General features: G+C 66.2%; 22 protein-coding genes. 12 read left to right on the top strand and 10 right to left on the bottom strand.

Features of this window, described 5'->3' with window-relative positions; translation table 11 throughout:
* The first annotated feature begins 87 nt into the window (after window positions 1-87).
* The 5 genes from CVO77_RS15860 (at window position 88) to CVO77_RS15840 (ending at window position 4,402) form a co-directional block, all read left to right on the top strand.
* Complete coding sequence (locus tag CVO77_RS15860; RefSeq protein WP_106000888.1) at window positions 88-1,938, top strand: thioredoxin family protein; 1,851 nt, start codon at window positions 88-90, stop codon at window positions 1,936-1,938.
* A gap of 115 nt (window positions 1,939-2,053) precedes the next feature.
* Entirely contained in the window at window positions 2,054-2,794 is a 741-nt protein-coding gene (locus CVO77_RS15855; RefSeq protein WP_105999875.1) for a TlyA family RNA methyltransferase, read from the top strand.
* A 62-nt stretch (window positions 2,795-2,856) separates the two neighbouring features.
* Window positions 2,857-3,408 (top strand): TspO/MBR family protein, encoded by a 552-nt coding sequence (locus tag CVO77_RS15850; RefSeq protein ID WP_105999874.1) that lies wholly within the window; start codon window positions 2,857-2,859, stop codon window positions 3,406-3,408.
* Between the two features lie 36 nt (window positions 3,409-3,444).
* Window positions 3,445-3,768, top strand: a complete 324-nt coding sequence (locus CVO77_RS15845; protein ID WP_105999873.1) for an accessory factor UbiK family protein — start codon at window positions 3,445-3,447, stop codon at window positions 3,766-3,768.
* A 130-nt stretch (window positions 3,769-3,898) separates the two neighbouring features.
* A complete protein-coding gene (locus tag CVO77_RS15840; protein WP_105999872.1) occupies window positions 3,899-4,402 on the top strand; it encodes a type III secretion system chaperone family protein in 504 nt (167 codons plus the stop codon).
* Between the two features lie 170 nt (window positions 4,403-4,572).
* On the opposite strand, the gene CVO77_RS15835 is transcribed toward CVO77_RS15840, so the two are convergent.
* The 5 genes from CVO77_RS15835 to CVO77_RS15815 all read right to left on the bottom strand — a co-directional run bounded on the left by CVO77_RS15835 (window position 4,573) and on the right by CVO77_RS15815 (window position 11,467).
* Window positions 4,573-5,526: a right-handed parallel beta-helix repeat-containing protein gene (locus CVO77_RS15835; protein ID WP_105999871.1), complete on the bottom strand. Its 954-nt coding sequence runs from the start codon at window positions 5,524-5,526 to the stop codon at window positions 4,573-4,575.
* A 238-nt stretch (window positions 5,527-5,764) separates the two neighbouring features.
* Window positions 5,765-8,389, bottom strand: a complete 2,625-nt coding sequence (metH, locus tag CVO77_RS15830; RefSeq protein ID WP_105999870.1) for a methionine synthase — start codon at window positions 8,387-8,389, stop codon at window positions 5,765-5,767.
* Window positions 8,390-8,505: 116 nt separating this feature from the next.
* The gene (locus CVO77_RS15825) at window positions 8,506-9,552 is read right to left on the bottom strand and encodes a homocysteine S-methyltransferase family protein (RefSeq protein WP_105999869.1); all 1,047 of its coding nucleotides are present in this window, start codon (window positions 9,550-9,552) and stop codon (window positions 8,506-8,508) included.
* A complete protein-coding gene (gene metF / locus CVO77_RS15820; protein WP_105999868.1) occupies window positions 9,549-10,490 on the bottom strand; it encodes a methylenetetrahydrofolate reductase in 942 nt (313 codons plus the stop codon). The genes CVO77_RS15825 and metF overlap by 4 nt, the downstream gene beginning before the upstream one ends.
* The gene (locus tag CVO77_RS15815; protein ID WP_106000887.1) at window positions 10,487-11,467 is read right to left on the bottom strand and encodes an ArsR/SmtB family transcription factor; all 981 of its coding nucleotides are present in this window, start codon (window positions 11,465-11,467) and stop codon (window positions 10,487-10,489) included. The genes metF and CVO77_RS15815 overlap by 4 nt, the downstream gene beginning before the upstream one ends.
* 224 nt (window positions 11,468-11,691) lie before the next feature.
* Between CVO77_RS15815 and CVO77_RS15810 the strand changes: the two genes are divergently transcribed.
* From CVO77_RS15810 to CVO77_RS15795, 4 genes are all read left to right on the top strand, one after another.
* Window positions 11,692-12,012, top strand: coding sequence for a hypothetical protein (locus CVO77_RS15810; protein ID WP_105999867.1), 321 nt, complete (start codon window positions 11,692-11,694; stop codon window positions 12,010-12,012).
* A 164-nt stretch (window positions 12,013-12,176) separates the two neighbouring features.
* Window positions 12,177-12,506 carry an entericidin EcnAB gene (locus CVO77_RS15805; protein ID WP_105999866.1) on the top strand — a complete coding sequence of 110 codons (330 nt, stop codon included), beginning with the start codon at window positions 12,177-12,179 and terminating at the stop codon, window positions 12,504-12,506.
* 75 nt (window positions 12,507-12,581) lie between these two features.
* The gene (locus CVO77_RS15800; protein ID WP_105999865.1) at window positions 12,582-12,770 is read left to right on the top strand and encodes a hypothetical protein; all 189 of its coding nucleotides are present in this window, start codon (window positions 12,582-12,584) and stop codon (window positions 12,768-12,770) included.
* 3 nt (window positions 12,771-12,773) lie between these two features.
* Window positions 12,774-13,457, top strand: a complete 684-nt coding sequence (locus CVO77_RS15795; RefSeq protein ID WP_105999864.1) for a DJ-1/PfpI family protein — start codon at window positions 12,774-12,776, stop codon at window positions 13,455-13,457.
* Here the strand turns inward: CVO77_RS15795 and CVO77_RS15790 are convergent.
* The 5 genes from CVO77_RS15790 to CVO77_RS15770 form a co-directional block, all read right to left on the bottom strand.
* Window positions 13,454-14,218 (bottom strand): glutaminyl-peptide cyclotransferase, encoded by a 765-nt coding sequence (locus CVO77_RS15790; protein WP_105999863.1) that lies wholly within the window; start codon window positions 14,216-14,218, stop codon window positions 13,454-13,456. The two genes, CVO77_RS15795 and CVO77_RS15790, sit on opposite strands and share 4 nt — an antisense overlap.
* 153 nt (window positions 14,219-14,371) lie before the next feature.
* Window positions 14,372-16,015, bottom strand: coding sequence for a chaperonin GroEL (gene groL / locus CVO77_RS15785; protein ID WP_105999862.1), 1,644 nt, complete (start codon window positions 16,013-16,015; stop codon window positions 14,372-14,374).
* Between the two features lie 63 nt (window positions 16,016-16,078).
* Window positions 16,079-16,366 (bottom strand): co-chaperone GroES, encoded by a 288-nt coding sequence (groES, locus tag CVO77_RS15780; RefSeq protein ID WP_037554105.1) that lies wholly within the window; start codon window positions 16,364-16,366, stop codon window positions 16,079-16,081.
* Between the two features lie 123 nt (window positions 16,367-16,489).
* Entirely contained in the window at window positions 16,490-17,887 is a 1,398-nt protein-coding gene (locus CVO77_RS15775; RefSeq protein WP_105999861.1) for an MATE family efflux transporter, read from the bottom strand.
* Window positions 17,888-18,022: 135 nt separating this feature from the next.
* Window positions 18,023-18,595 (bottom strand): Pycsar system effector family protein, encoded by a 573-nt coding sequence (locus tag CVO77_RS15770; RefSeq protein ID WP_105999860.1) that lies wholly within the window; start codon window positions 18,593-18,595, stop codon window positions 18,023-18,025.
* Between the two features lie 152 nt (window positions 18,596-18,747).
* Between CVO77_RS15770 and CVO77_RS15765 the strand changes: the two genes are divergently transcribed.
* From CVO77_RS15765 to CVO77_RS15755, 3 genes are all read left to right on the top strand, one after another.
* Window positions 18,748-18,984, top strand: coding sequence for an acyl carrier protein (locus CVO77_RS15765; protein ID WP_105999859.1), 237 nt, complete (start codon window positions 18,748-18,750; stop codon window positions 18,982-18,984).
* A 7-nt stretch (window positions 18,985-18,991) separates the two neighbouring features.
* The gene (spt, locus tag CVO77_RS15760; RefSeq protein WP_105999858.1) at window positions 18,992-20,194 is read left to right on the top strand and encodes a serine palmitoyltransferase; all 1,203 of its coding nucleotides are present in this window, start codon (window positions 18,992-18,994) and stop codon (window positions 20,192-20,194) included.
* Between the two features lie 125 nt (window positions 20,195-20,319).
* A complete protein-coding gene (locus CVO77_RS15755) occupies window positions 20,320-22,278 on the top strand; it encodes an ATP-binding protein (RefSeq protein WP_105999857.1) in 1,959 nt (652 codons plus the stop codon).
* Window positions 22,279-22,358 lie beyond the last annotated feature (80 nt).

The following is a 22,358-nucleotide window of genomic DNA, read 5'->3' as shown; positions in this document are numbered from 1 at the left end:
ACGAACGGCGGCGGGCGGACGGTGGATTTGAGTAGGCATGCGATTGTGACAATATGGCGCACCGCGCTGGCGCTGCTGGCGCTCGCAATGCTGGCGCTCGCCCCCGCGCAGGCCGCGGCGCCGCATATCACGGCAAGGCTGGTCGCCGAATCTGCCGCGCCCGCGCCGGGCGGAACCACCGCGATCGCGCTGACGATGGCCCCCGAAAAGGGCTGGCACGGCTATTGGAAAAATGGCGGCGACGCGGGATTCGGCCTGTCGGTCGACTGGAACCTGCCCGATGGCGTCACCGTCTCCCCCTTTCGCTATCCGGTGCCCGAGGCGCTGATCCTGTTCGGCATGATGAACCATGTCTATGAGCATCCCTATGCGCTGCTCGCCGATGTTCGCGTCGATCAGAGCGTCGCGCCGGGCGCCGACCTGACGCTGACCGGCATCGCCAACTGGCTCGCCTGCACCGACAAGGTATGCGTGCCCGAAAAGGCGGTGATTTCGGTCGCGCTGAAGGCAGGCAACGGCGGGACGGCGGCGAGCGAGAGGGCGCGCTTCGACGCCTGGCGCGCCCGGCTGCCGCAGCCGCTCGACCGCGCGGGGGCGTGGGAGCGCAACGGCGACATGGTGCGCTTTGGCGTTCCGCTGCCCGAGGGGGCGGCGCTCGACGCCCCGCACCTGTTCCTCGAAACTCCCAATGTCGTCGATTACCCCGCCAAGCAAAAATTCAGCCGCAACGGCGACTGGATCATCGTCGAGACGAAAGCGAAGGGTGCGGCCGCTGGGCCGGTCGATGGCCTGCTCAAGCTGTCCGACGGGCGCGGGCTGACCGTCCGCTTCGAGCCCGCCGCCGTGCGCGCGCCGGGCACGCCGATCGCCACCGCGTCGGACGGGACCGACACGGCGCTGTTCTGGACCGCGCTTGGCGGCGCCATTCTCGGCGGGCTGATCCTCAACCTGATGCCGTGCGTCTTTCCGATCCTGAGCCTGAAGGCGCTGAGCCTCGCGCGATCGGGTGGCGATGCGCGCGCGGCGAAGGTCGAAGCGGTCGCCTATACCGCCGGAGCGGTGCTCGTCTGCCTCGCGCTCGGGGGGCTTCTGCTCGGGCTGCGCGCAGCGGGCGAGCAGGTCGGGTGGGCGTTTCAACTGCAGCATCCGGTGAGCGTCTTGCTGCTCCTCATCCTCGCAGTCGCGATCACCCTCAACTTGCTCGGCACCTATGAACTCCCCTCCTTCGGCGGTGGGCAAAAACTGGCGAGCCGGGGCGGCGCGGCGGGCGGTTTCTGGACCGGCGCGCTCGCCGCCTTCGTCGCGACGCCGTGCAGCGGGCCATTGCTCGGTGCGGCACTTGGCGCGACGCTGGTGCTGCCCGCGTGGGCGGCGCTGCCGATCTTCGGCGGACTGGGGTTGGGTCTGGCGCTGCCCTTCCTCGCCATCGGCTTCGTCCCGGCGCTGCGCAACCGCCTCCCGAAACCGGGACCGTGGATGGCGAAATTTCGCAAGTGGATGGCGCTGCCGATGGCGCTGACCGCGCTCGCGCTTGCCGTGCTGCTGTGGCGACAGGTCGATGGCGGCTGGACCGATCGGGGCGCCCAGTCGACGGCGGCGTCGGGCGATATTTTCTCCCCCGCCGCGCTCGCCAAGGCGCGCGCTACCGGCAAGCCGGTTTTCGTCTATTTCACCGCCGACTGGTGTCTGTCGTGCAAGGCGAACGAAGCCGGCGCGATCAATCGCGCGGCGGTGCAGGAGGCGTTCGACAAGGCGGGCATCATCACGCTCGTCGGAGACTGGACCAATGGCGATCCCGTCATCACCCGCACTTTGGCGGAGCATGGCCGCAACAGCGTGCCGCTCTACCTCTGGTATGCGCCGGGCGCGGCGCAGGCCGAAATCCTGCCGCAGATCCTGACACCGGGATTGCTGGCCGGAAAGGCGGGGGCAAGATGATTCTTCCCTATCGTCATTGCGAGCGCAGCGAAGCAATCTCCCGCCATCGTTCCGCCTTGCCGCTGGCTGGAGATTGCTTCGTCGCTGCGCTCCTCGCCATGACGCGGGAAAGGTGATGGCAAAGCAGCGCGCCGACCAGTTGCTCGTCGATCGCGGGCTGGCCGAAAGCCGGACGCGCGCGCAGGCGCTGATCCTGGCCGGGCTCGCCTTCGTCGGTGACCGCAAGATCGACAAGGCGGGGCAGCAGGTCGCCGCCGATGCCGACATCAGCGTCAAGGGCCGCGACCATCCGTGGGTGTCGCGCGGCGGGATCAAGCTCGACCATGCGCTGGTCCATCTCGGCTGGGATGTGAGCGGCGCGGTCGCGATCGACGTCGGATCGTCGACCGGCGGCTTCACCGATGTGCTGCTGAGCCGCGGCGTGCGCTGCGTCTATGCGGTGGACTCGGGCACCAACCAGCTCGCGTGGAAGCTGCGGCAGGACGAGCGCGTCATCGTCCACGAACAGACGAGCGCGCGCATCCTGACGCCCGCGCATATCCCCGAGCCCGTTGACCTGATCGTCTGCGACGCGAGCTTCATCGCGCTGGCGAAAGTGCTGCCGGTGCCGATGGGCTTTGCGAAGGGCGGCGCGCGGCTGGTCGCGCTGATCAAGCCGCAGTTCGAGGCCGAGCGGCACGAGGTCGGCAAGAAAGGCGTCGTTCGCGACGCCGCGGTGCATCAGCGGGTGTGCGCCGAGGTCGGCGATTGGCTGGAAAACGAAGGCTGGACGGTGCTCGATCTGGTCGAAAGCCCGATCACCGGGCCCGAGGGCAATGTCGAATTTCTGATCGCTGCGACGAAGCGAGCCGCTTGACGGCGCAAATTCCAGCCGCAACACCTGTAATCCGCAGAATCGCGAAAGGGGACCAGCCAAGCATGAGCGAGATTGCCACGCCCGACCAGCTCCGCATGTCCTATTGGCGCTGGGCGATGGTGACCGTGCCGGCGATCGTGCTGATCGGCAGCCTGTCGGGGCTGCTGTCCAACAGCGGCTATGGCAATCGCTGGTTCGCAGCGCTGACCCTGCCCGCGATCACCCCGCCGGGCTGGCTGTTCGCGCTGGTCTGGCCTTTGCTCTATATCGGCCTCGGCCTCTCGCTCGCGATGGTCCTGCACGCGCGCGGCGCGAAAGGGCGCGGGTTCGCGCTGCTGCTTTTCTTCGTCCAGCTCATCGCCAATTTCGCCTGGTCGCCGCTGTTCTTTGGCGCGCATCAAGTAACGACCGCGCTGTATCTGATCATCTTCATCCTGATGGTGACCATCGCCACCGCGCTGGCCTTTGCACCGATCCGCAAGGCGGCGGCGTGGCTGCTCGTCCCTTATATCGCGTGGCTCCTGTTCGCCGCGACCCTCAATTTCCAGATCGACCAGCACAATCCCGACGCCGAAACCCTTGTCCCCGCCGCCGCCAGCACCCAGATAGGGTGAGGCAAGGGATAGTCTCCCGACGAAGGAATTTTGAAAATGCAGAGCGAAAACCGCTTTTTCGACGATCTGGCGAAGATGGTGAACGGCGTCGCCGGAACCGTCGCAGGCGCCGGCCGCGAGGCCGAGAGCGCGATGCGCGAGCGCGCCAAGGAATGGATCGGCCGCATGGACTTCGTCAGCCGCGAGGAATTCGAGGCGGTGAAGCAAATGGCCGCCAAGGCGCGCGCCGAAGCCGACGCGCTGAAGGCGCGGCTCGACAAGCTCGAAGGCGCAGCCAAGCCGGCGGCGACGCCGAAGGCGGCCGCCAAGCCTGCTGCGAAGGCCGCACCGAAGCCTGCGGCGAAACCGAAGGCCAAGTGACACGTCGCCCCCGCGCAGGCGGGGGCCGCCGGCAACCTTGCGCTACCCCGATAGCGGCGCCCACCTGTGCGAGGGGCGACGTTATCATGCAGACTCGCCTCGCGGCGCAACACCCGCTACAGGCCCCGGCATGAGTGACGATATCTACGACGACGATGGTCAGGAAGCCGCGCCGATCGACATGATCGCTTCCTATTTCGCCGCGCACGACTGGCCGCACGAGATGGTCGGCGAGGATGAGATCGTCGCCACCGCGCAGGGTAGCTGGACCGCCTATGAGCTGCGCGCGGTGTGGCGGCCCGAGGATGGGGTGATCCAGCTCCTCGCCTTTCCCGACATCCGCGTCGTCGAGGACAAGCGCGCCGTCGCGCACGAAGCGCTGGCGATGATCAACGAGCAATTGTGGCTCGGCCATTTCGAGCTGTGGTCGAACAGCGGCACGATCCTCTATCGCCACGGCATGCTCGTCGGCAGCGACGCGCAACTGCCGCTCGACCTTGCCGAGACGCTGATCGAAAGCGCGATCGACGAATGCGAGCGCTTCTATCCGGTGTTCCAGTTCGTGTTGTGGGGCGGCAAGACCCCCGCCGAAGCGCTCGCCGCCTCGCTGATCGAAACGCGCGGCGAGGCCTAGAACGCGAGATGGTGTCGGTCGGAATCGTCATTGCGAGCGAAGCGAAGCAATCTCCAGCCATCGTTCGTTCCAGACGATAGCTGGAGATTGCTTCGTCGCTACGCTCCTCGCAATGACGGAGTGGATTAAACCAAAACCATCATGCTCCGGTTTCCTCCCCCTTGGGCGGCTTACCTTTTCTCGAACTTCGTGATCCTCGGACCCAGTTCGTTCGCACCGATCGCCAGCGGTTCACCGCTCCAGTCGGCGACGAAGACCGACGGCCAGCTTGCTTCGGGCGACAGGCTCGCCCGGTTGCCCGCAATGGCAAGCCCGCGCGAGGGGTTGTCGCGGCCTTCGGCGGCGACCGCGATGAAGGCCGAATGATTTTCCTTGTCGGCCCCTTGCACGAACAGATTGTTCACGATCCGCCCGGTCGACCCCGCCGGCAGGTCGATCATATAATTGGTCGCTTTGCCCTGCGTGTCGTCGAAGCTGTTGTCGCTGACGTCGACAACAGCGGCGCGCGTCTTGAGATAATGGCCGCCGCTGCCCTTTTCGAAGCGCGTGTGAGTGACGACGACGCGGCCATAGTCACCGGTATAGACGCTGTGCGCGCAGCTCAACCCGCGATCGCAGCGGCCGAGACGCGAGAAGGTCGAGCGGTCGATCGTCAGCGTCGCCGCCGGATCGTCGGCGGTCAAAATGCCCTCCTCGCTGCCCCGGAACAGGCTGTTCGCGACCGCAAGATCGCTCTTTTCGAGGCGAATGCCCGCGCCATTGCCGTCGGGAACGCGCATGTTCTGAAAGACGATGCCGTCGACCTTGGCCCCGGCGCCGCGCAGCACGAGCGCCGCCTTGCTCTCGCAGACCACGCCGTCGAAGATCGCACGGCCGGGCTCGGCGGCGACGAAGGCGATGCGCCCTTCGGTCTGGATCGCGCAGTCGCGGTGATAGCCGGACGCGATACGGATCGTCCCCTCGCCGCCACCGATCGCATCAACCGCGTCCTGAAGGCGGGTGAAGCCCCGGCCATCGACCGCATAGGGCGCGCCGCCGGTCTGCGCGGGCAGCGGCGCCGGCGCGAAAAGCAGCGGAAGGGCGAGCAGCGGCAACATCGGCCGGCGGGCAAGCATCTGGATCATGGCGGCTTTATAGCAGCGTCGGCGGCGCCCGTCGTTCGCGAAGCTGGTTAACCGCGCGCCTGTCCCTTTATCGGACAGTGATGCCGGCCGTTCTTACGATCATGTTCCCCCGCGAAGCCTGTCCTGAGCGCCTGCAAGGCAGTCGAAGGGGCGGGGGTCCATCTCCGGTCGGTGCAAGATGGAAGAGGCAGGGGATGGGTCCCCGCCTTCGCGGGGACACACTATATGATTTAGGTCTTCAATCGAGGTTCGGCCGCAGCCAGCGCGTCGCCGTCGCGATATCGACCCCGCGCCGGGTCGCATAATCGGCAAGCTGGTCCTCGCCCACCCGCGCGACGCCGAAATAGCTCGCCTCGGGATGCCCGAAATAGAAGCCCGACACCGCCGCGGTCGGCAGCATCGCGAAATGATCGGTCAGGATCGCGCCCGACGTATTCCCGGCGTCGATCAGGTCGAACAGGATGCGCTTCAGGCTATGTTCGGGGCAGGCCGGATAGCCCGGCGCCGGGCGAATGCCGCGATATTCTTCCTTGATGATCGCCTCGGGCGTCAATTGCTCGCCCGCCGAATAGCCCCACAAATCGGTGCGGACATGCGCGTGGAGCCGCTCGGCAAAGGCTTCGGCGAAACGGTCGGCGAGCGCCTTCAGCAGGATATCGCTATAATCGTCGTGACCCGCCTTGAAACGGGCGAGATGCGGTTCGATGCCGTGGATCGCGACCGAAAAGCCGCCGATCCAATCGCCGTCGGGGCTGATGAAATCCGCGAGGCACATATTGGGGCGTCCCTCGCGCTTCGCGATCTGCTGGCGAAGGAAAGGGATGCGGACATGGCGCTCCTCTTCCTCAAGATGGATGATGACATCGTCGCCCTCGCGGCGGCACGGCCAGAGCGCCGCGACGCCGCGCGCATGGAGCCAGCCTTCGCCGACGATCTGCGCCAGCATCGCTTGCGCGTCGGCGAACAGACCCCGGGCGCTTTCGCCGACGATCGCGTCGTCGAGGATCGCCGGATAGACGCCCGCGAGTTCCCAGGCGCGGAAAAAGGGCGTCCAGTCGATCCATTCGACCAGTTCGGCAAGATCCCAATTGTCGAAGGCGTGAATGCCGGGCTTTTCGGGCGGAAAGGGCCGAATATGCTCGTCGATCGCAAAGCCGTTGGCGCGCGCGTCGGCGATCGGCAGCAGCGCGCTCTGCCCCTTGTTCGCGCGCACGTCGCGGATATGTTCATAATCGGACTTATAGCCCTGCACGAAGGCATCGCGACCGGTGTCGCTGACCAGCGAGGTCGCGACGCCGACCGCGCGGCTCGCGTCGAGGACATGGAGCACCGGCCCCTTATAGGCAGGGTCGATGCGCAGCGCGGTGTGGACCTTCGACGTCGTCGCGCCGCCGATCAACAGCGGCATCGTCATCCCGGCGCGCTGCATCTCCTCGGCCACCGTCACCATCTCGTCGAGCGAGGGGGTGATCAGGCCGCTGAGGCCGATCATGTCGGCGTCATTCTCGTTCGCCGCCTCGAGAATCCGGCTCCACGGCACCATCACGCCGAGGTCGACGATCTCGAAGCCGTTGCACTGGAGCACGACGCCGACGATATTCTTGCCGATGTCGTGGACGTCGCCCTTGACGGTCGCCATCACGACCTTGCCCTTGCCCTTCGCGCCGGGTTCCTTCGCGGCCTCGATGAAGGGGAGCAGGTGCGCGACCGCCTTTTTCATCACGCGCGCCGATTTCACCACCTGCGGCAGGAACATCTTGCCCGATCCGAACAGGTCGCCGACGACGTTCATGCCGTCCATCAGCGGCCCTTCGATCACCTCGATCGGGCGCGGCATGGCGAGGCGCATTTCCTCGGTATCGTCGACGACATAGGCGTCGATACCCTTGACCAGCGCATGTTCGAGCCGCTTTTCGACTGCCCAGCCGCGCCACTCCTCGGCCGCCTTTTCCTGCGCCGGATTGCTGCCCTTATACCGTTCGGCGAGCGCTATCAGTCGCTCGGTCGGGCTGAGTTCCTCGCCCTCGACCTTGCGGTTGAGGACGACATCCTCGCACGCATTGCGGAGTTCGGGATCGATCGTGTCATAGACGTCGAGCTGCCCCGCGTTGACGATCGCCATATCGAGCCCGGCCGGGATCGCATAATAAAGGAAGACGCTGTGCATCGCGCGGCGCACCGTCTCGTTGCCGCGAAAGCCGAACGACAGGTTGGACAGGCCGCCCGAAAAATGGACATGCGGGCAACGGATGCGGATTTCCTGCACCGCCTCGATGAAATCGACGGCATAATTGTCATGCTCCTCGAGCCCCGTCGCGATGGCGAAGACATTGGGGTCGAAGATGATGTCCTCGGGCGGGAAGCCGATGCCGGTGAGCAATTTGTAAGCGCGCTCGCAAATCGCGATCTTGCGCTCTTTCGTGTCGGCCTGGCCGACCTCGTCGAACGCCATCACGACGACCGCGGCGCCATAGGCCAGGCATTTGCGCGCCTGCGCAAGGAAAGGCTCCTCGCCTTCCTTCATGCTGATCGAATTGACGATCGGTTTGCCGGGGACGCATTTGAGACCCGCTTCGATGACGGACCATTTCGACGAGTCGATCATCACCGGCACGCGCGCGATGTCGGGCTCGGCGGCGATCAGCTTCAGGAAGATCGTCATCGCCCGCTCGGCGTCGAGCAGCCCTTCGTCCATGTTGACGTCGATGACCTGCGCGCCATTTTCGACCTGCTGACGCGCAACCTCGACCGCCGCGGTAAAATCGTCGGCGAGGATCAGCTTCTTGAACGCCGCCGATCCGGTGACGTTGGTGCGTTCGCCGATGTTGACGAAGGAAGCGGAGGAGGCGGTTTTCTGTGTCATCGGACTCTTCTTCTCCCCTCCCGCTTGCCGGAGGGGCCGGGGGAGGGCTGGTCATATTCGGGCGGCGCCGGGAAAGGACAGGCCCTCCCCTAACCCTTCCCGCAAGCGGAGGGGGACTAGGCCGCCATCGTGAAGGGCTCCAGCCCCGCGAGCCGCGTCCGCACCGGCACGTCGGGGATATGGCGCGGGGTGAGGCCCGCGACCGCCTGTGCCATCGCCGCGATATGCGCCGGGGTCGAGCCGCAGCAGCCGCCGAGGATGTTGACCTGCCCATGCTCGGCCCATTCGCGCACCAGCCCCGCGGTCGTATCGGGCATCTCGTCATATTCGCCGAGTTCGTTGGGCAGTCCCGCGTTTGGATAGACCATCACCAGCGTGTCGGCGAGGTCGGAAAGGACGCGGACATGCGGGCGAAGCTGCGCCGCACCGAACGAGCAGTTGAGCCCGATCGTCAGCGGCCGCGCGTGGCGCACCGCATACCAGAAGGCCTCGACCGTATGCCCCGACAGGTTGCGGCCGCTGAGGTCGGTAAGCGTCATCGAGATCATCAGCGGCAGCTCGCGCCCGACCTGTGCCTCGGCCTCGATCACCGCGGCGATCCCCGCCTTGGCGTTCAATGTATCGAAGATCGTCTCGATCAGGATGAAGTCCGCCCCACCCTCGGCGAGTGCGACGACCTGATCGAGATAGACGTGCTTCAATTCGTCGAAATCAATTTCGCGATAGCCGGGGTTGTTGACGTCGGGCGACAGCGACAGCGTCTTGTTCGTCGGCCCGACCGCCCCCGCGACGAAGCGGCGGCGGCCATCCCGCGCTTCGAACTTCGCCGCGGCCTCGCGTCCCAGCCGGGCGCTTTCATGGTTGATGTCGGCGACCAGATGTTCGGCGCCATAGTCGGCCTGGCTGATCCGGTTGGCGCTGAACGTGTTGGTCGACACGATATCCGAGCCGGCGGCGAGATAGGCCTCGCCGATCGCGGCGACGACATCGGGCCGCGTCAGGGCGAGAATGTCATTATTGCCCTTTTGATCGTGGCCAAGGCCAAGGCTGCCGGCATAATCACCCTCGGCGAGCTTGCGAAGCTGGATCTGGGTGCCCCAACCGCCGTCGGTGAGCAGGATGCGCTCCTTGGCGGCGGCTTTCAGGGCTTCGCGGGCGTTCATGCGGCTTCCTCCGTCGCGGGGACCACCTTCGGGCGCAGGCCCAAAAGGTGGCAGATGGCATAGCTGAGTTCGGCCCGGTTGAGCGTGTAGAAATGGAAATCGCGCACTCCCCCGGCATAGAGGCGGCGGCACATTTCGGCGGCGATCGTCGCGGCGACGAGCTGGCGCGCGGCGGGATGGTCGTCGAGGCCGTCGAACAGCGACACCATCCACGCCGGGATTTGGGTGCCGCACATGCCGGCCATGCGCCGCGTCTGCGACACGTTCGACACCGGCAGGATGCCGGGGATGATCGGCGCCTCGATCCCCGCCGCCGCCGCCGCGTCGCGAAAGCGCAGGAAGGCGTCGGGCGAGAAGAAGAATTGCGTGATCGCGCGGGTTCCGCCCGCGTCGAGCTTGCGCTTCAGATTGTCGAGATCGGTCTGCGGACAATCGGCGTCGGGATGGACCTCGGGATAGGCGGCGACCGAAATGTCGAACGGCGCCACCGCCTTCAGCCCCGCGACCAGTTCGATCGCATTGGCATAGCCGTCGGGATGGGCGCGATAGGGCGCACCGCCGGGCATGTCGCCGCGCAGGGCGACGATATGGCGCACCCCCGCATCCCAATAGGCCTGTGCCACTTCGTCGATCTCGGCGCGCGACGCCTCGACGCAGGTCAGGTGCGCGGCGGGCGCGACGGAACTGGTCGCGGCGATGCGCGCAACGGTGGCGTGGGTGCGCTCGCGCGTCGAGCCGCCCGCGCCATAGGTTACCGAGACGAAGCTGGGCGCCAGCGGTTCGAGCGTGTGGAACGTGTCCCAGAGCTGCGCTTCCATCTTTTCGCTCTTCGGCGGGAAGAATTCGAAGCTGACGCCGATGTCGCCCGCCAGGTCGGCGAAGAGCGGCGACGCGGCGGCGCGGCGCGCCTCGGCGAGTTGGTCGAGGTTCGATGTCATGCCGCGAGCCTTTTATCGGTGTTGACGAGGGGAGATTGATTGTCGCCGTCGGCCCGGCGACCAAGCCACAGCTTGACCGCGAGGTCGCCGCCTTCGAGCGTTTGCGTGTTTTCGACCGCCAGCCCCGCCGCCGCGAACCAGCCGCCGATCTGGGCGTCGGAAAAACCGAGGCGCGCGTGCGCGGCGAGCGTGCGCAGTTCCTCGTCCGCGTGCGGCGCGAAATCGACGATCAGCAGATGTCCGCCGCTGCGCAGCACCCGGCCCGCCTCGGCAATCACCCGGTCGGGTTCGTGCGCGAAGTGCAGCGCCTGGTGGATGACGATGCTGTCGATGCTCGCATCCTCGACCGGCAGGTTCAGGAAGTCGCCCTGCACCAGGTCGATCGGCACCGCGTGCCCGGCCAGCTTGGCGCGTGCGAGGCGCAGCATTTCCGGGCTGCGGTCGAGCGCGGTGACGCGGCGCGCGGCGGGGGCGAAAATTTCCGCCATGCGCCCGGTCCCCGTGCCGATGTCGAGCAGGTGCCCCAGCCCCCGCGCGCCCATCATCGCGAGCATCGCGGCCTCGACCTCGCTTTCGGCGATGTGGCGCGATCGGATCGCGTCCCATTCGACGGCATGGTCGGCGAAATAGCGCGCGGCGGCGGCGACCCGCTCGGCGCGCACCGCGGCAAGGCGGCGCGCATCATTGGCGTTGACCAGTGCTTCGCCCTCCGAAAAGGGCCACGCCCCGGCCTGCCCGATGATGTCCGACGCGGCGCCTTCGGCCGCAATGCGCAGGAAAACCCAGCTCCCCTCGCGCCGTCGTTCGACGATGCCGGCCTCCGCGAGGATGCGGACGTGGCGCGAAACGCGCGGCTGGCTCTGGTCGAGCACCGCGGCGAGTTCGCCGATCGCCAGTTCCATTTCGCGCAAAAGCGCCACGACGCGCAGGCGCGTCGGGTCCGCAAGGGCGCGAAAAATGTCGAGCAACTCAGCCATGAAAATGGATATAAAGCTTTCTTTATATCTGGTCAACCGAAGCGGGCGCATCCGTTCCGATTTTGTCGGGCGCGGGTCAAATTGCGACAAAAGGCGGACGAATTTGCAAAAAGAGCGTTGCACGCCCCTTGGCGAGGGGGTATTTCGGCATCCGATTGGCAAGTTCACGGGATCGATCTGGTTCCATGCCGGTCGATCGGTTCAATCGAGAGGGGTATTCCCAAATGAAGAAGTTGATCACTCTGTCGCTCGTTCTCGCGACCTCGCTGGGCCTCGCCGCTTGCGGTGAAAAGGCTGCCGACAACGCTGCCACCACCGAAACTCCGGCGACCGACACGGTCGAAGGCGCGGCTGACGGCGCGATGCAGGCCGCCCAGGGCGCTGCCGACGCGGCTGCGACTGCCAAGGACGCTGCGACCGACGCCGGCGCCGCTGCCGCTGCCGGCGACACCGCCGCGGCGGGCGACAAGGCTGCCGAAGCAGCCGACGCCGCCAAGGAAGCGACCGACCAGGCGAAGGCCGCCGTCGACGCTGCCAAGAAGTAAGCGTCTTTCCGGCCCTTGGCCGAAGGGACTTGGGGGTCGTCGGCACGCGCCGGCGACCCCTTTCCTTTGGGGCGTCCGGCGCTGGGCGGTTGCCAAGCCGCTGATCGACGACTAATATTTTACCCCGGTGGCCGCCAGGCCATTGGTATTTGAAAGGATATTCCATGCGCAAGATCATCATCACCGCGATGGCCGCTACGGCTTTCAGCCTCGCCGCCTGCTCGGACAAGACCCAGGACGCCGCGGCCGACGCCGCTTCGTCGGCCGCTGACGATGCCGCCGCCGCGGGCGACACGGTTGCGCAGGGCGCTGCCGACGCAGCCGACGCGACGGCCGATGCCGCCAAGGATGCGGGCGCCACGGTCGAGGGTGCGGCCAACGACGCCGGCAACGCCGTCGAAGGCACGGTGAACGCCGCCGGCGACGCCGCCGCCAAGGCGGGCGACAAGATCGCCGACGAGACCAAGAAGGCCGAAGCCAACGACAAGAAATAAGTCGAAGCTTCGCCTTCGGGCTGATATCGAAGGGCTCCATCCATGGATGGAGCCCTTTTTCGTGGGAGCGGAACGATGCGAACGCTTTGGCCCGCGGCCCTGCTCGCGCTGGCGCTGGTGCCGGCGGCGGGATGCAGCCGCACCGACAATGAGCCCGGCCCCGGCGGCGTCACCGTCAGCGAAGCCAAGGCGCTCGACGATGCCGCCGACATGCTCGAAAGCCGCGACGGAACCGCGGACAAGCAAGCGAAGGCGGAGAAATAGGCGATGACCGACACCGCCGCCCCCGCAACCACGGTCGTCTTCCTGCTGTTTCCCGGAATCACCCAGCTCGATTTTACCGCGCCCGCGCAGGCGCTCAGCCGCATGCCCGGCGCACGGCTGGTCGGCGCGGCGGCGAATCGCGACCCGATCGCCACCGACAGCGGCTTTGCGATCCTGCCGACGCACGACTTCGCGAGCGCGCCGCAGGCCGACATCCTCTGCGTCCCCGGCGGTCACGGCGTGACCGAAGCGCTCGGAAATGCGGAGACGATCGATTTCATCGCGCGCCAGGCTGCGGGGGCCCAATGGGTGACGAGCGTCTGCACCGGCGCTTTCCTGCTCGGCCGCGCCGGGTTGCTGCGGGGCAAACGCGCGACGACGCACTGGGCCTATACGCATCTGCTGCCGCTGGTCGGGGCGGCGCCGGTGAAAGCGCGCATCGTCGAGGACGGCCATCTGGTCACCAGCGGCGGCGTGACCTCGGGGCTCGATTTCGCGCTGACGCTGATCGCGCGCCTTCAGGGCGAAGCGGTAGCGCAGGCGATTCAGCTCGCCATCGAATATGACCCCGCCCCGCCCTTTGCCGGCGGCCATCCCGACCGGACGCCGGGGACGATCACCGAAGGGCTGAAGGCGCGCGTCTATGACGCGGCGGCGGCGCGGATGGAGGCCGCGCTTAAGGCCTAAACGCAGTCCGCCAGCGCGATCTCGTAAAGCTTCGGCCAATATTTGCCGGTGACGAACAGCCGCTTCTTCTTCGCGTCCCAGGCGATGCCGTTGAGGACGCTGTCGGCTCCGCTGGCTCCCGCATCCGTCTTCAGCCCCGAAAGGTCGACGAGCGACACCACGGCGCCGCTCACGGGATCGATGCGGACGATGACATCGGTCATCCAGATATTCGCCCAGACCTGACCGTCGATCGCCTCAAGCTCGTTGATCATGCCGACCGGCCGGTCGCCCAGTCGCACGGTGACGCGCTTTTGCTCCCGCATCGTCGCGGGGTCGAGGAAACGAAGCTCGGGCGAGCCGTCGCTGAGCACGAGGCTGCCGTCGACCATCGTGACGCCCCACCCCTCGCCATCGTAAGTGAAATTGCCGAGCGGCTTCAGATCCTTGATCGACCAGCGATGGCCGACGCCATTCTGCCAGGTCACGCCGATGATCTGCTCGCCCCAGCGCGTGATCCCCTCGCCGAACTGGTCGGCGGGGAGCTTTGCCTCGGCGAGCGCCTTGCCGGTCCGGAGGTCGAGCCGCGCGATCCGCGAGCGGCCATATTGGCCGGTGCCTTCGTAGAGATGGCCATCGTCCCAGAACAGCCCCTGGGTGAAGCTGGCCGCATCGTGCGGATAGGTCTGGACGATGCGATAGCCGCAACGCTCGACCGGCGGCGGCGCGGGCGTTGCGGGGTCCGCAAGCAGGGCGAGAGCGAAGGCAAGAAAGACCATCATCCATGCCTTGCTATGCCGCGGAAAGTGAACTGGCAATGTCTCTCCTGCGTTACCCCGGACTCGATCCGGGGTAACGAAGGACATGAAAAAGGGCCGGAGGATTGCTCCCCCGGCCCTCTTATCTGTCGGCTGGGTGCCGAACGGTCGCGGACTTTAGAAGTCCATGCCGCCCATGCCGCCCATGCCGCCGCCGCCCATGGGCATGGCGGGCTTGTCGTCGGGCGATTCGGCAATGCCGGCTTCGGTGGTGATCAGCAGGCCGGCGACCGAGGCCGCATCCTGCAGCGCGATGCGCACGACCTTGGTCGGGTCGATGACACCGGCCTTGACCAGGTCTTCATAGACGTCGGTCGAGGCGTTGAAGCCGAAGTTGCTGTCTTTCTGGTCGAACAGCTTGCCGGCGACGACACCGCCGTCGAAGCCCGCGTTTTCGGCGATCTGGCGAACCGGCGACTGCAGCGCACGACGGATGATGTCGATGCCGCGCGTCTGGTCTTCGTTGATGCCCGACAGGCCTTCGAGCGCCTTGGTGGCATAAAGAAGCGCAGTGCCGCCGCCGGGGACGATGCCTTCCTCGACCGCAGCGCGGGTCGCATGCAGCGCGTCATCGACGCGATCCTTGCGTTCCTTCACTTCGACTTCCGACGCGCCGCCGACCTTGATGACCGCCACACCGCCAGCGAGCTTCGCCAGACGTTCCTGCAGCTTTTCCTTGTCATAGTCGCTGGTCGTGGTTTCGATCTGCGCGCGGATCTGTTCGACCCGGCCCTTGATCGCGTCATGGTCACCGGCGCCATCGACGATCGTCGTGTTGTCCTTGTCGATGGTGACGCGCTTGGCCTGGCCGAGCATGGCGAGCGTGACGCTCTCCAGCTTGATGCCCAGGTCTTCGCTGATCATTTCACCGGCGGTGAGGATCGCGATGTCCTGCAGCATCGCCTTGCGGCGATCGCCGAAGCCCGGTGCCTTGACGGCCGCGACCTTCAGGCCGCCGCGCAGGCGGTTGACCACCAGCGTTGCGAGCGCTTCGCCTTCGATGTCTTCGGCGATGATCAGCAGCGGGCGACCCGACTGGACCACGGCTTCGAGGATCGGCAGCATCGCCTGCAGGTTCGAGAGCTTCTTTTCGAAGATCAGGATGTACGGATCGGCCAGCTCGACGAGCATCTTTTCCGGGTTGGTGATGAAATAGGGCGACAGGTAACCGCGGTCGAACTGCATGCCTTCGACGACGTCGAGTTCGAAATCGAGGCCCTTGGCTTCCTCGACGGTGATCACGCCTTCCTTGCCGACCTTTTCCATCGCTTCGGCGATCTTCTCGCCGACTTCCTTGTCGCCATTGGCCGAGATGATGCCGACCTGGGCGATTTCAGCGGTGCCCGAAACCGGCTTCGACTGCGCCTTGATCGTTTCGACGACCTTGGTGACCGCAAGGTCGATGCCGCGCTTCAGGTCCATCGGGTTCATGCCGGCGGCAACCGACTTCATGCCTTCGCGGACGATCGCCTGGGCGAGAACGGTCGCGGTGGTGGTGCCGTCGCCGGCCTTGTCGTTCGCCTTCGAGGCGACTTCGCGCAGCATCTGCGCGCCCATATTCTCGAACTTGTCCTTGAGCTCGATTTCCTTGGCGACGGTGACGCCGTCCTTGGTGATGCGGGGGGCGCCGAAGCTCTTGTCGATGACGACGTTGCGGCCCTTGGGACCGAGGGTGACCTTCACCGCGTCGGCGAGGGTGTCGACACCGCGCAGGATGCGTTCGCGCGCGTCGCGCGAGAATTTGACGTCTTTAGCAGCCATGGGCTTGTTCCTTTCAAAGGCGCAGAAAACTGCGCAACTTTACTCGTGATTCGATGAAATCGCTCAGGCGATGACGCCGAGGATGTCCGATTCCTTCATGATCAGCAGCTCTTCGCCGTCGACCTTGACCTCGGTGCCCGACCATTTGCCGAACAGGATGCGGTCGCCGGCCTTGACGTCGAGCGGGGTCACCTTGCCGTCGTCGGCGCGGGTGCCCGAGCCGACCGAGACGACTTCGCCTTCCTGCGGCTTTTCCTTGGCGGTGTCGGGAATGATGATGCCGCCGGCCGTTTTTTCTTCGGCTTCGATACGGCGAACAAGCACGCGGTCGTGCAGCGGACGAAATTGCATGGATTTCTCTCCAAAGGTGCAAATGATGGCATGTTTGGCACTCGCCCTGGGAGAGTGCTAACAGGCAGGCATATGGGTGGAGGGGCTGGAGGCGTCAAGCGGTGTCGAGCAAAGTTTTTTGCCCTAGGCCGGAAGCAGCCCCAGCCGCGCCCGCAGCCGCCAGCGCGTGAGCAGCATCGCCGCGACGACGACCAGTCCGACGGCGAGGCCGATCCAGACGCCGACGCCCGACAGCGGCGTCCAGAACCCCAGATAGATGGCGGTGCCATAGCCCGCGATCCAATAGCCGCAGACCGCGATCAGCATCGGGATGCGCGTGTCCTGCAACCCGCGCAGCACCCCCGCGGCGACCGTCTGCGCACCGTCGAAAAGCTGGAACGCCGCCGCGACGACGAGGAACTGCATCGCGAAACCGACGAGCGCGGCGTTCTTCGCCTCGTTCACATCGACATAGATCGACAGGACAAGACCGGGAAACAGCCAGATCAAAAGCGCGGTAAAGCCCATGAAACCGACGCCGAGTCCCAGCGAGGCCCGCCCCGCGAGCGCGATGCCGCGGCGGTCGCGCGCGCCATAGGCGAGCCCGACGCGGATCGTCGCCGCCTGCGCGACGCCGAAGGGTATCTGGAAAGCAAGCGCGGCGATCTGGAGCGCGATCGTATGCCCGGCAAGCTGCGCCTCGCCGATCCGGCCCATCAGGAAGGCGGCGCCGGTGAACAGCCCCGCTTCGGCGAGGATGGTCAGGCCGATCGGGGTGCCGATCCGCAGCATCTCCGCGAACCGGCTCCATTCGCTGCGCCACCAATTGCCGAACAGATGATAGCGGCGCAGCCGCCGGTCGGTCTGGATCACGACGACATAGGCGACCAGCATCGCGGTGCTGGTCATCACGCTCGACAGCGCCGAACCATGGAGGCCGAGCGCGGGCAGGCCGAGGTGGCCGAACACCAGCACCCAATTGCCAAACGCATTGACGAACAGCGCGAAGAAGGTGATCGCGGTCGCGATCGTCGGCCGGCCGAGCGCCGAGACGAAGATGCGCAGCACGCTCGCCGCGATCATCGGAAACATGCCCCACATCAGGATCAGCAGGAACCCGGCGGCGCGTTCGGAGAGGATCGGATCCTGCCCCGTCGCGTGCATGATCGGACCGCCCGCCGCGCAGACGCCCATGAAGGCGAGCGAAACGAGCAGGCTGAGCCATAGCGCCATGCGGACGGTGCGCCGCACCTCGCGCACGCTATGGTTGCGCCGCCCGAGTTCGGCGGCGATCAGCGGCGCGGCGGCGCCGACCAGCCCGGTGCCGGTCCACAGCAACAGGCCGAAGATCGCGACGCCGAGCGACGAGGCCGCGAGCGCGGTGTCGCCGAGCCGCGCGACGAAGATGACATCGACGGCATGAACGAGCATCTGGAGCAGGTTCGCCGCGGCCAGCGGCAGGGCAAGCGCCAGCGTCGCGCGAAATTCGGCGCGGAAAGTCTGCGGCGGCGCCGCGGTCAGGGGGTGCGCCTGCTCGAGCATAGCCGGCCCGGATAGGCGGGGCATTTCAGCGGTTCAATAGCGGGGAGGAACGGCGCGTGCGGTTTCGCGAGCCGGGGTGATAAATAGGCAACAGCAGACCGTCGCCCCGCGAAGGCGGGGGCGACGATATTCACTTCACCCGCGCCACAGCACCGTCATCTCATAGGCGAAGGAGAGGAAGGTCAGCGTCAGCCCGACGACGAACAATCGATAGGCATAAGCGAGAAAGCGATATTTGCGCCGCGCGAGGATGAGGCCGTTCTGATAGGTGTCGCGCAGGATGGTTTCGTAAATATCCTCCTCGGTGCGCATCCGCGCCTTGACCGCGTCGATGAACTCATCCTCGTCCATCTGCGCGAAACGCCCGAAGAACAGGATGTTGCTGTGGTCCTCGCCGTCGCGATAGACGGCGGGCGGCGCCTTGCCGACGCGCGGCAGCACCGCCGAAATGGCGAGCAGCGCGGAGAGGAAGGAAAAGGTCGCGAGCACGGTCAGCGGCATCGCGAACGCCCCGCCCCCGCCGCGCGCCTGCCCGACCGCGAGCGTGAAGACGACGAAGGTCGCGCCCATCAGGATCGATGCTTTCTGGTCGGCCATCTGCGACAGCTGCATCGTGATCTGCTGATTGGTGCGCACGAGATGCACCGCGTTCGGCGGGAAGGAAATCGCCGGCCGTTCCGGCTTCGCGTCCGATTTTTCGCTGTCCATCGCATCGCGTCCCTGTCGGCGGTCCTGGCGAGGGGATGGCACGAAGCGCCACGAACGGCAAGATGCTGCCCGATTCCCGCCGCATTCGCTTGCCATGCGGGAAGCATCGCGGCATTCCCGCACCCAACATTCCTCTATATGGGACGCACCCGATGAGCACCGCCCTCAAGGACCAGATTTACGGCCTGATCGAGCCTTTCAACAAAAAGGGCGCCGAACTGACCGACGCGACGACCTTTGCCGGTGATCTCGAATGGGACAGCCTGACGGTGATGGATTTCGTCGCCGAGGTCGAAGACAGTTTCGACATCATCATCAGCATGAACCAGCAGGCCGAGATCGAAAATGTCGGCCAGCTGATCGACGCGGTCGAAAAACTGCGGGGTTGATGCGTCGATGACCGACCTTTTCTCCAAATTCGACCCGCTGATCCAGCAGCGCGAGGCTTTGCTCGCGACCGGGATCACCGATCCGTTCAGCCTGGTGATGGAAAAAGTGCTCTCGCCCACCGTCGCGATCTGCAACGGGCGCGAGACGATCCTGCTCGGCACCTATAATTATATGGGCATGACCTTCGACGAGGATGTCATCGCCGCGGGCAAGGCCGCGCTCGACACCTTCGGCAGCGGCACGACCGGCAGCCGCGTCCTCAACGGCACCTATCAGGGCCACAAGGAATGCGAAGAGGCACTGAAAGAATTTTACGCCATGGATCATGCCATGGTGTTTTCGACCGGCTATCAGGCGAACCTCGGCATCATCTCGACGATCGCGGGCAAGGGCGACTATGTCATCCTCGACATCGACAGCCATGCGTCGATCTATGACGGGTGCAAGATGGGCGACGCCGAAATCGTCGCCTTTCGCCACAATGACGTCGAGGCACTCGAAAAAAGGCTGAAGCGCCTGCCCGCCGAAGCGGGGAAGCTCGTGGTGCTCGAGGGCGTCTATTCGATGCTCGGCGACGTCGCGCCGCTGAAAGAGATGATCCGCGTTTCCAAGGAAAATGGCGCGATGGTGCTGGTCGACGAAGCCCATTCGATGGGCTTCATCGGCGAGAATGGCCGCGGGGTTGCCGAGGCGCAGGGGGTCATCGACGACGTCGATTTCATCATCGGCACCTTCTCGAAGAGCGTCGGCACCGTCGGCGGCTTCTGCGTGTCGAACCACCCGAAGTTCGAGATCATGCGGCTCGTCTGCCGTCCTTATGTGTTCACCGCCTCGCTGCCGCCGAGCGTCGTCGCGACCGCCGCGACGAGCATCCGCAAGCTGATGCACGGGTCGAACAAGCGCGCGCATCTGTGGGAAAATTCCAAGACGCTCCACAAGGGGCTTCGCGACCTGGGGTTTCAGCTCGGCACCGACGAGCCGCAGTCGGCGATCATCGCGGTGATCATGCCCGACCTCGAACGCGGCGCAATGATGTGGGAAGCGCTGCTCGAGGAAGGGCTCTACGTCAACCTCGCCCGCCCGCCCGCGACCCCCGCGGGGATGACCCTGCTGCGCTGCTCGCTGTGTGCCGAACATTCGATCGAGCAGGTCGGCGAGATTCTCGGCCGCTTCGCGCGCGCCGGCAAGCGCGCCGGGATTTTGGGCTGAGCCGCGCCGCGCTTCGGCTATCGGGACCGACCAGCGGATTTCTTTTCGCGGCGAGTCGAGGCGGCGTGCGGTATCCGCGCCCTTCGCGGCTTTGCCCCGCGCCGCTTGTCCGGTAGAAAGAAACCGTGTTCGAGCGGGACCTGGACAATGAAGCCGAGGATCAGCGGGAGCGGTTTCGCTTTTGGCTGACCATCGGGCTGGGCGCGATCCTGACCGGCGTGGTCGGGGCGCTCGTCCTGTTGCTCAGCCGCGCCAACGATGATTACGACCGCTCGCTGAGCTGGCAGGCGCACAGCCTGGAGATCATCTCGCAGACCCGCAGCCTCGATGCCGCGCTGGCGCGGGCCGAAGCCGCGCTCGGCCGTTTCGCGGTCGGGCTGCAGAAGGAGGACGGCCGCGTCTATCAGCAGCAATGGGGGCTGTCGCAGCAATATCTGACGCTGCTCCAACGCAACGTTCGCGACAATCCGGAGCAGGCCGGGCTGGTCCGCAAGCTGACCGCCGAACTCACCGCGCGCGGCATACAACTCGGCGACGCGGCGCTCAGCGCCAATTATCGCCAGACCATCGCCGCCATCTCCAAATATAATGCCGCCGGCCACGATAGCGCGCTGCTCCGCATCGACCGACTGTTGTCCGACCTCATCCGCAACGAGCGCCGGATATTGTTCGAACGCAACCGCGTCGCGGCGTCGGATCGCGCCAGCCTCAACCAGGCGATCCTGCTCTTTTCGCTGCTCGGCGCCGCGGCGGCGGTGATCGCGATCGCCGCCACGGTCTCGCTCGTCCGCGCCGAAAGCGAACGCCGCACGGCGCGGCGCGAAACGCTGTTCGAAAGCGACCGCGCGATGCAGCTCGAAGCCGCGGTCGAGGCGCGCACCGCCGAACTCGAGCAGGCGAACGTCGCGTTGCGCAGCGAGATGAACGAGCGCGCGACGGCCGAGGCGCAATTGCGCCAGGCCCAGAAGATGGAAGCGGTCGGCCAGCTCACCGGCGGCATCGCGCATGATTTCAACAATATGCTCGCGGTCGTGGTCGGCGGGCTCGAACTCGCGCAGCGGCTCGTCGCGACCGCGCCCGACAAGGCGCAGCGGCACATGAGCAACGCGATGGACGGCGCCAACCGCGCCGCCGACCTGACGCGCCGCCTGCTCACCTTCGCGCGCGCCGAACCCGCGCGCCCCGAAATGATGCCGGTCGATGATTGCATCGCCAGCTTCGCCCAATTGATCGAGCGGACGATCGGCGACCGCATCGCGCTGACGCTCGACCTCCACGTCCCCGACCTTGCCTGCTGGGTCGATCGCCAGCAATTCGAAAATGCGCTCCTCAACCTCGCGGTCAACGCGCGCGACGCGATGGAGGGGCACGGGTCGCTGACCATCCGCACGCTGCGCGACGAGCAGGAAGAGGTGGCGGCGCTGGCGGTGCAGGTCATCGACACCGGCTGCGGCATGTCGGCGGAGGTGGTCGAGCGCGTTTTCGACCCCTTTTACACCACCAAGCCCGCCGGCCAGGGCACCGGCCTCGGCATGAGCCAGGTCTTCGCCTTTTGCCGCCAGTCGGGCGGCGAGGTGCGGGTCGCATCGACCGAAGGCGAAGGGACGAGCGTCGCGATGCTGCTGCCCGTCGCGCGCACCCAGGCCGTCCCCGCGCCCGGCGCCGACGCGGACGAGACGCCCGATGTCGCGCGCGCCGCCGACGCCCTGACAATCCTCGTCGTCGAGGATGACCAGCGCGTCCTGGCGGCGACGGTGGGCGCGGTCGAGGAATTGGGGCACCGGGCGATCGCGTGCAGCAATCCGCTCGACGCCGAGGCGCTTGTCGATACCCATGGCGGGTTCGACCTCATCCTGTCGGACGTGCTGATGCCCGAACTCACCGGCCCCGAAATGGTCGCCGGGTTGAAGCAGCGCTGGCCCGACCTGCCGGTGCTGTTCGTCACCGGCTATGCCGGCGACGCGAGCGAGGACGAGGCGTTCGGCGACCATGACGTGCTGAGGAAGCCCTTTACCCTGACCGCGCTCGACCAGGCGATCCGCCGCACCAACGCGCCGGTGGAGGGGCAAAGGCTGGCGAGCTGATGCCAGAGGTTGGACCGTAATTATGTATCGCTGATCCATATGTCCGTTCGTGTCGAGCGAAGTCGAGACACCCATCGAGG

It is taken from the genome of Sphingopyxis lindanitolerans, from assembly GCF_002993885.1.
Taxonomy (GTDB): domain Bacteria; phylum Pseudomonadota; class Alphaproteobacteria; order Sphingomonadales; family Sphingomonadaceae; genus Sphingopyxis; species Sphingopyxis lindanitolerans.
The sequence above is the reverse complement of the archived record's forward strand: the minus strand, read 5'-3'. Positions and strand labels throughout refer to the sequence as shown.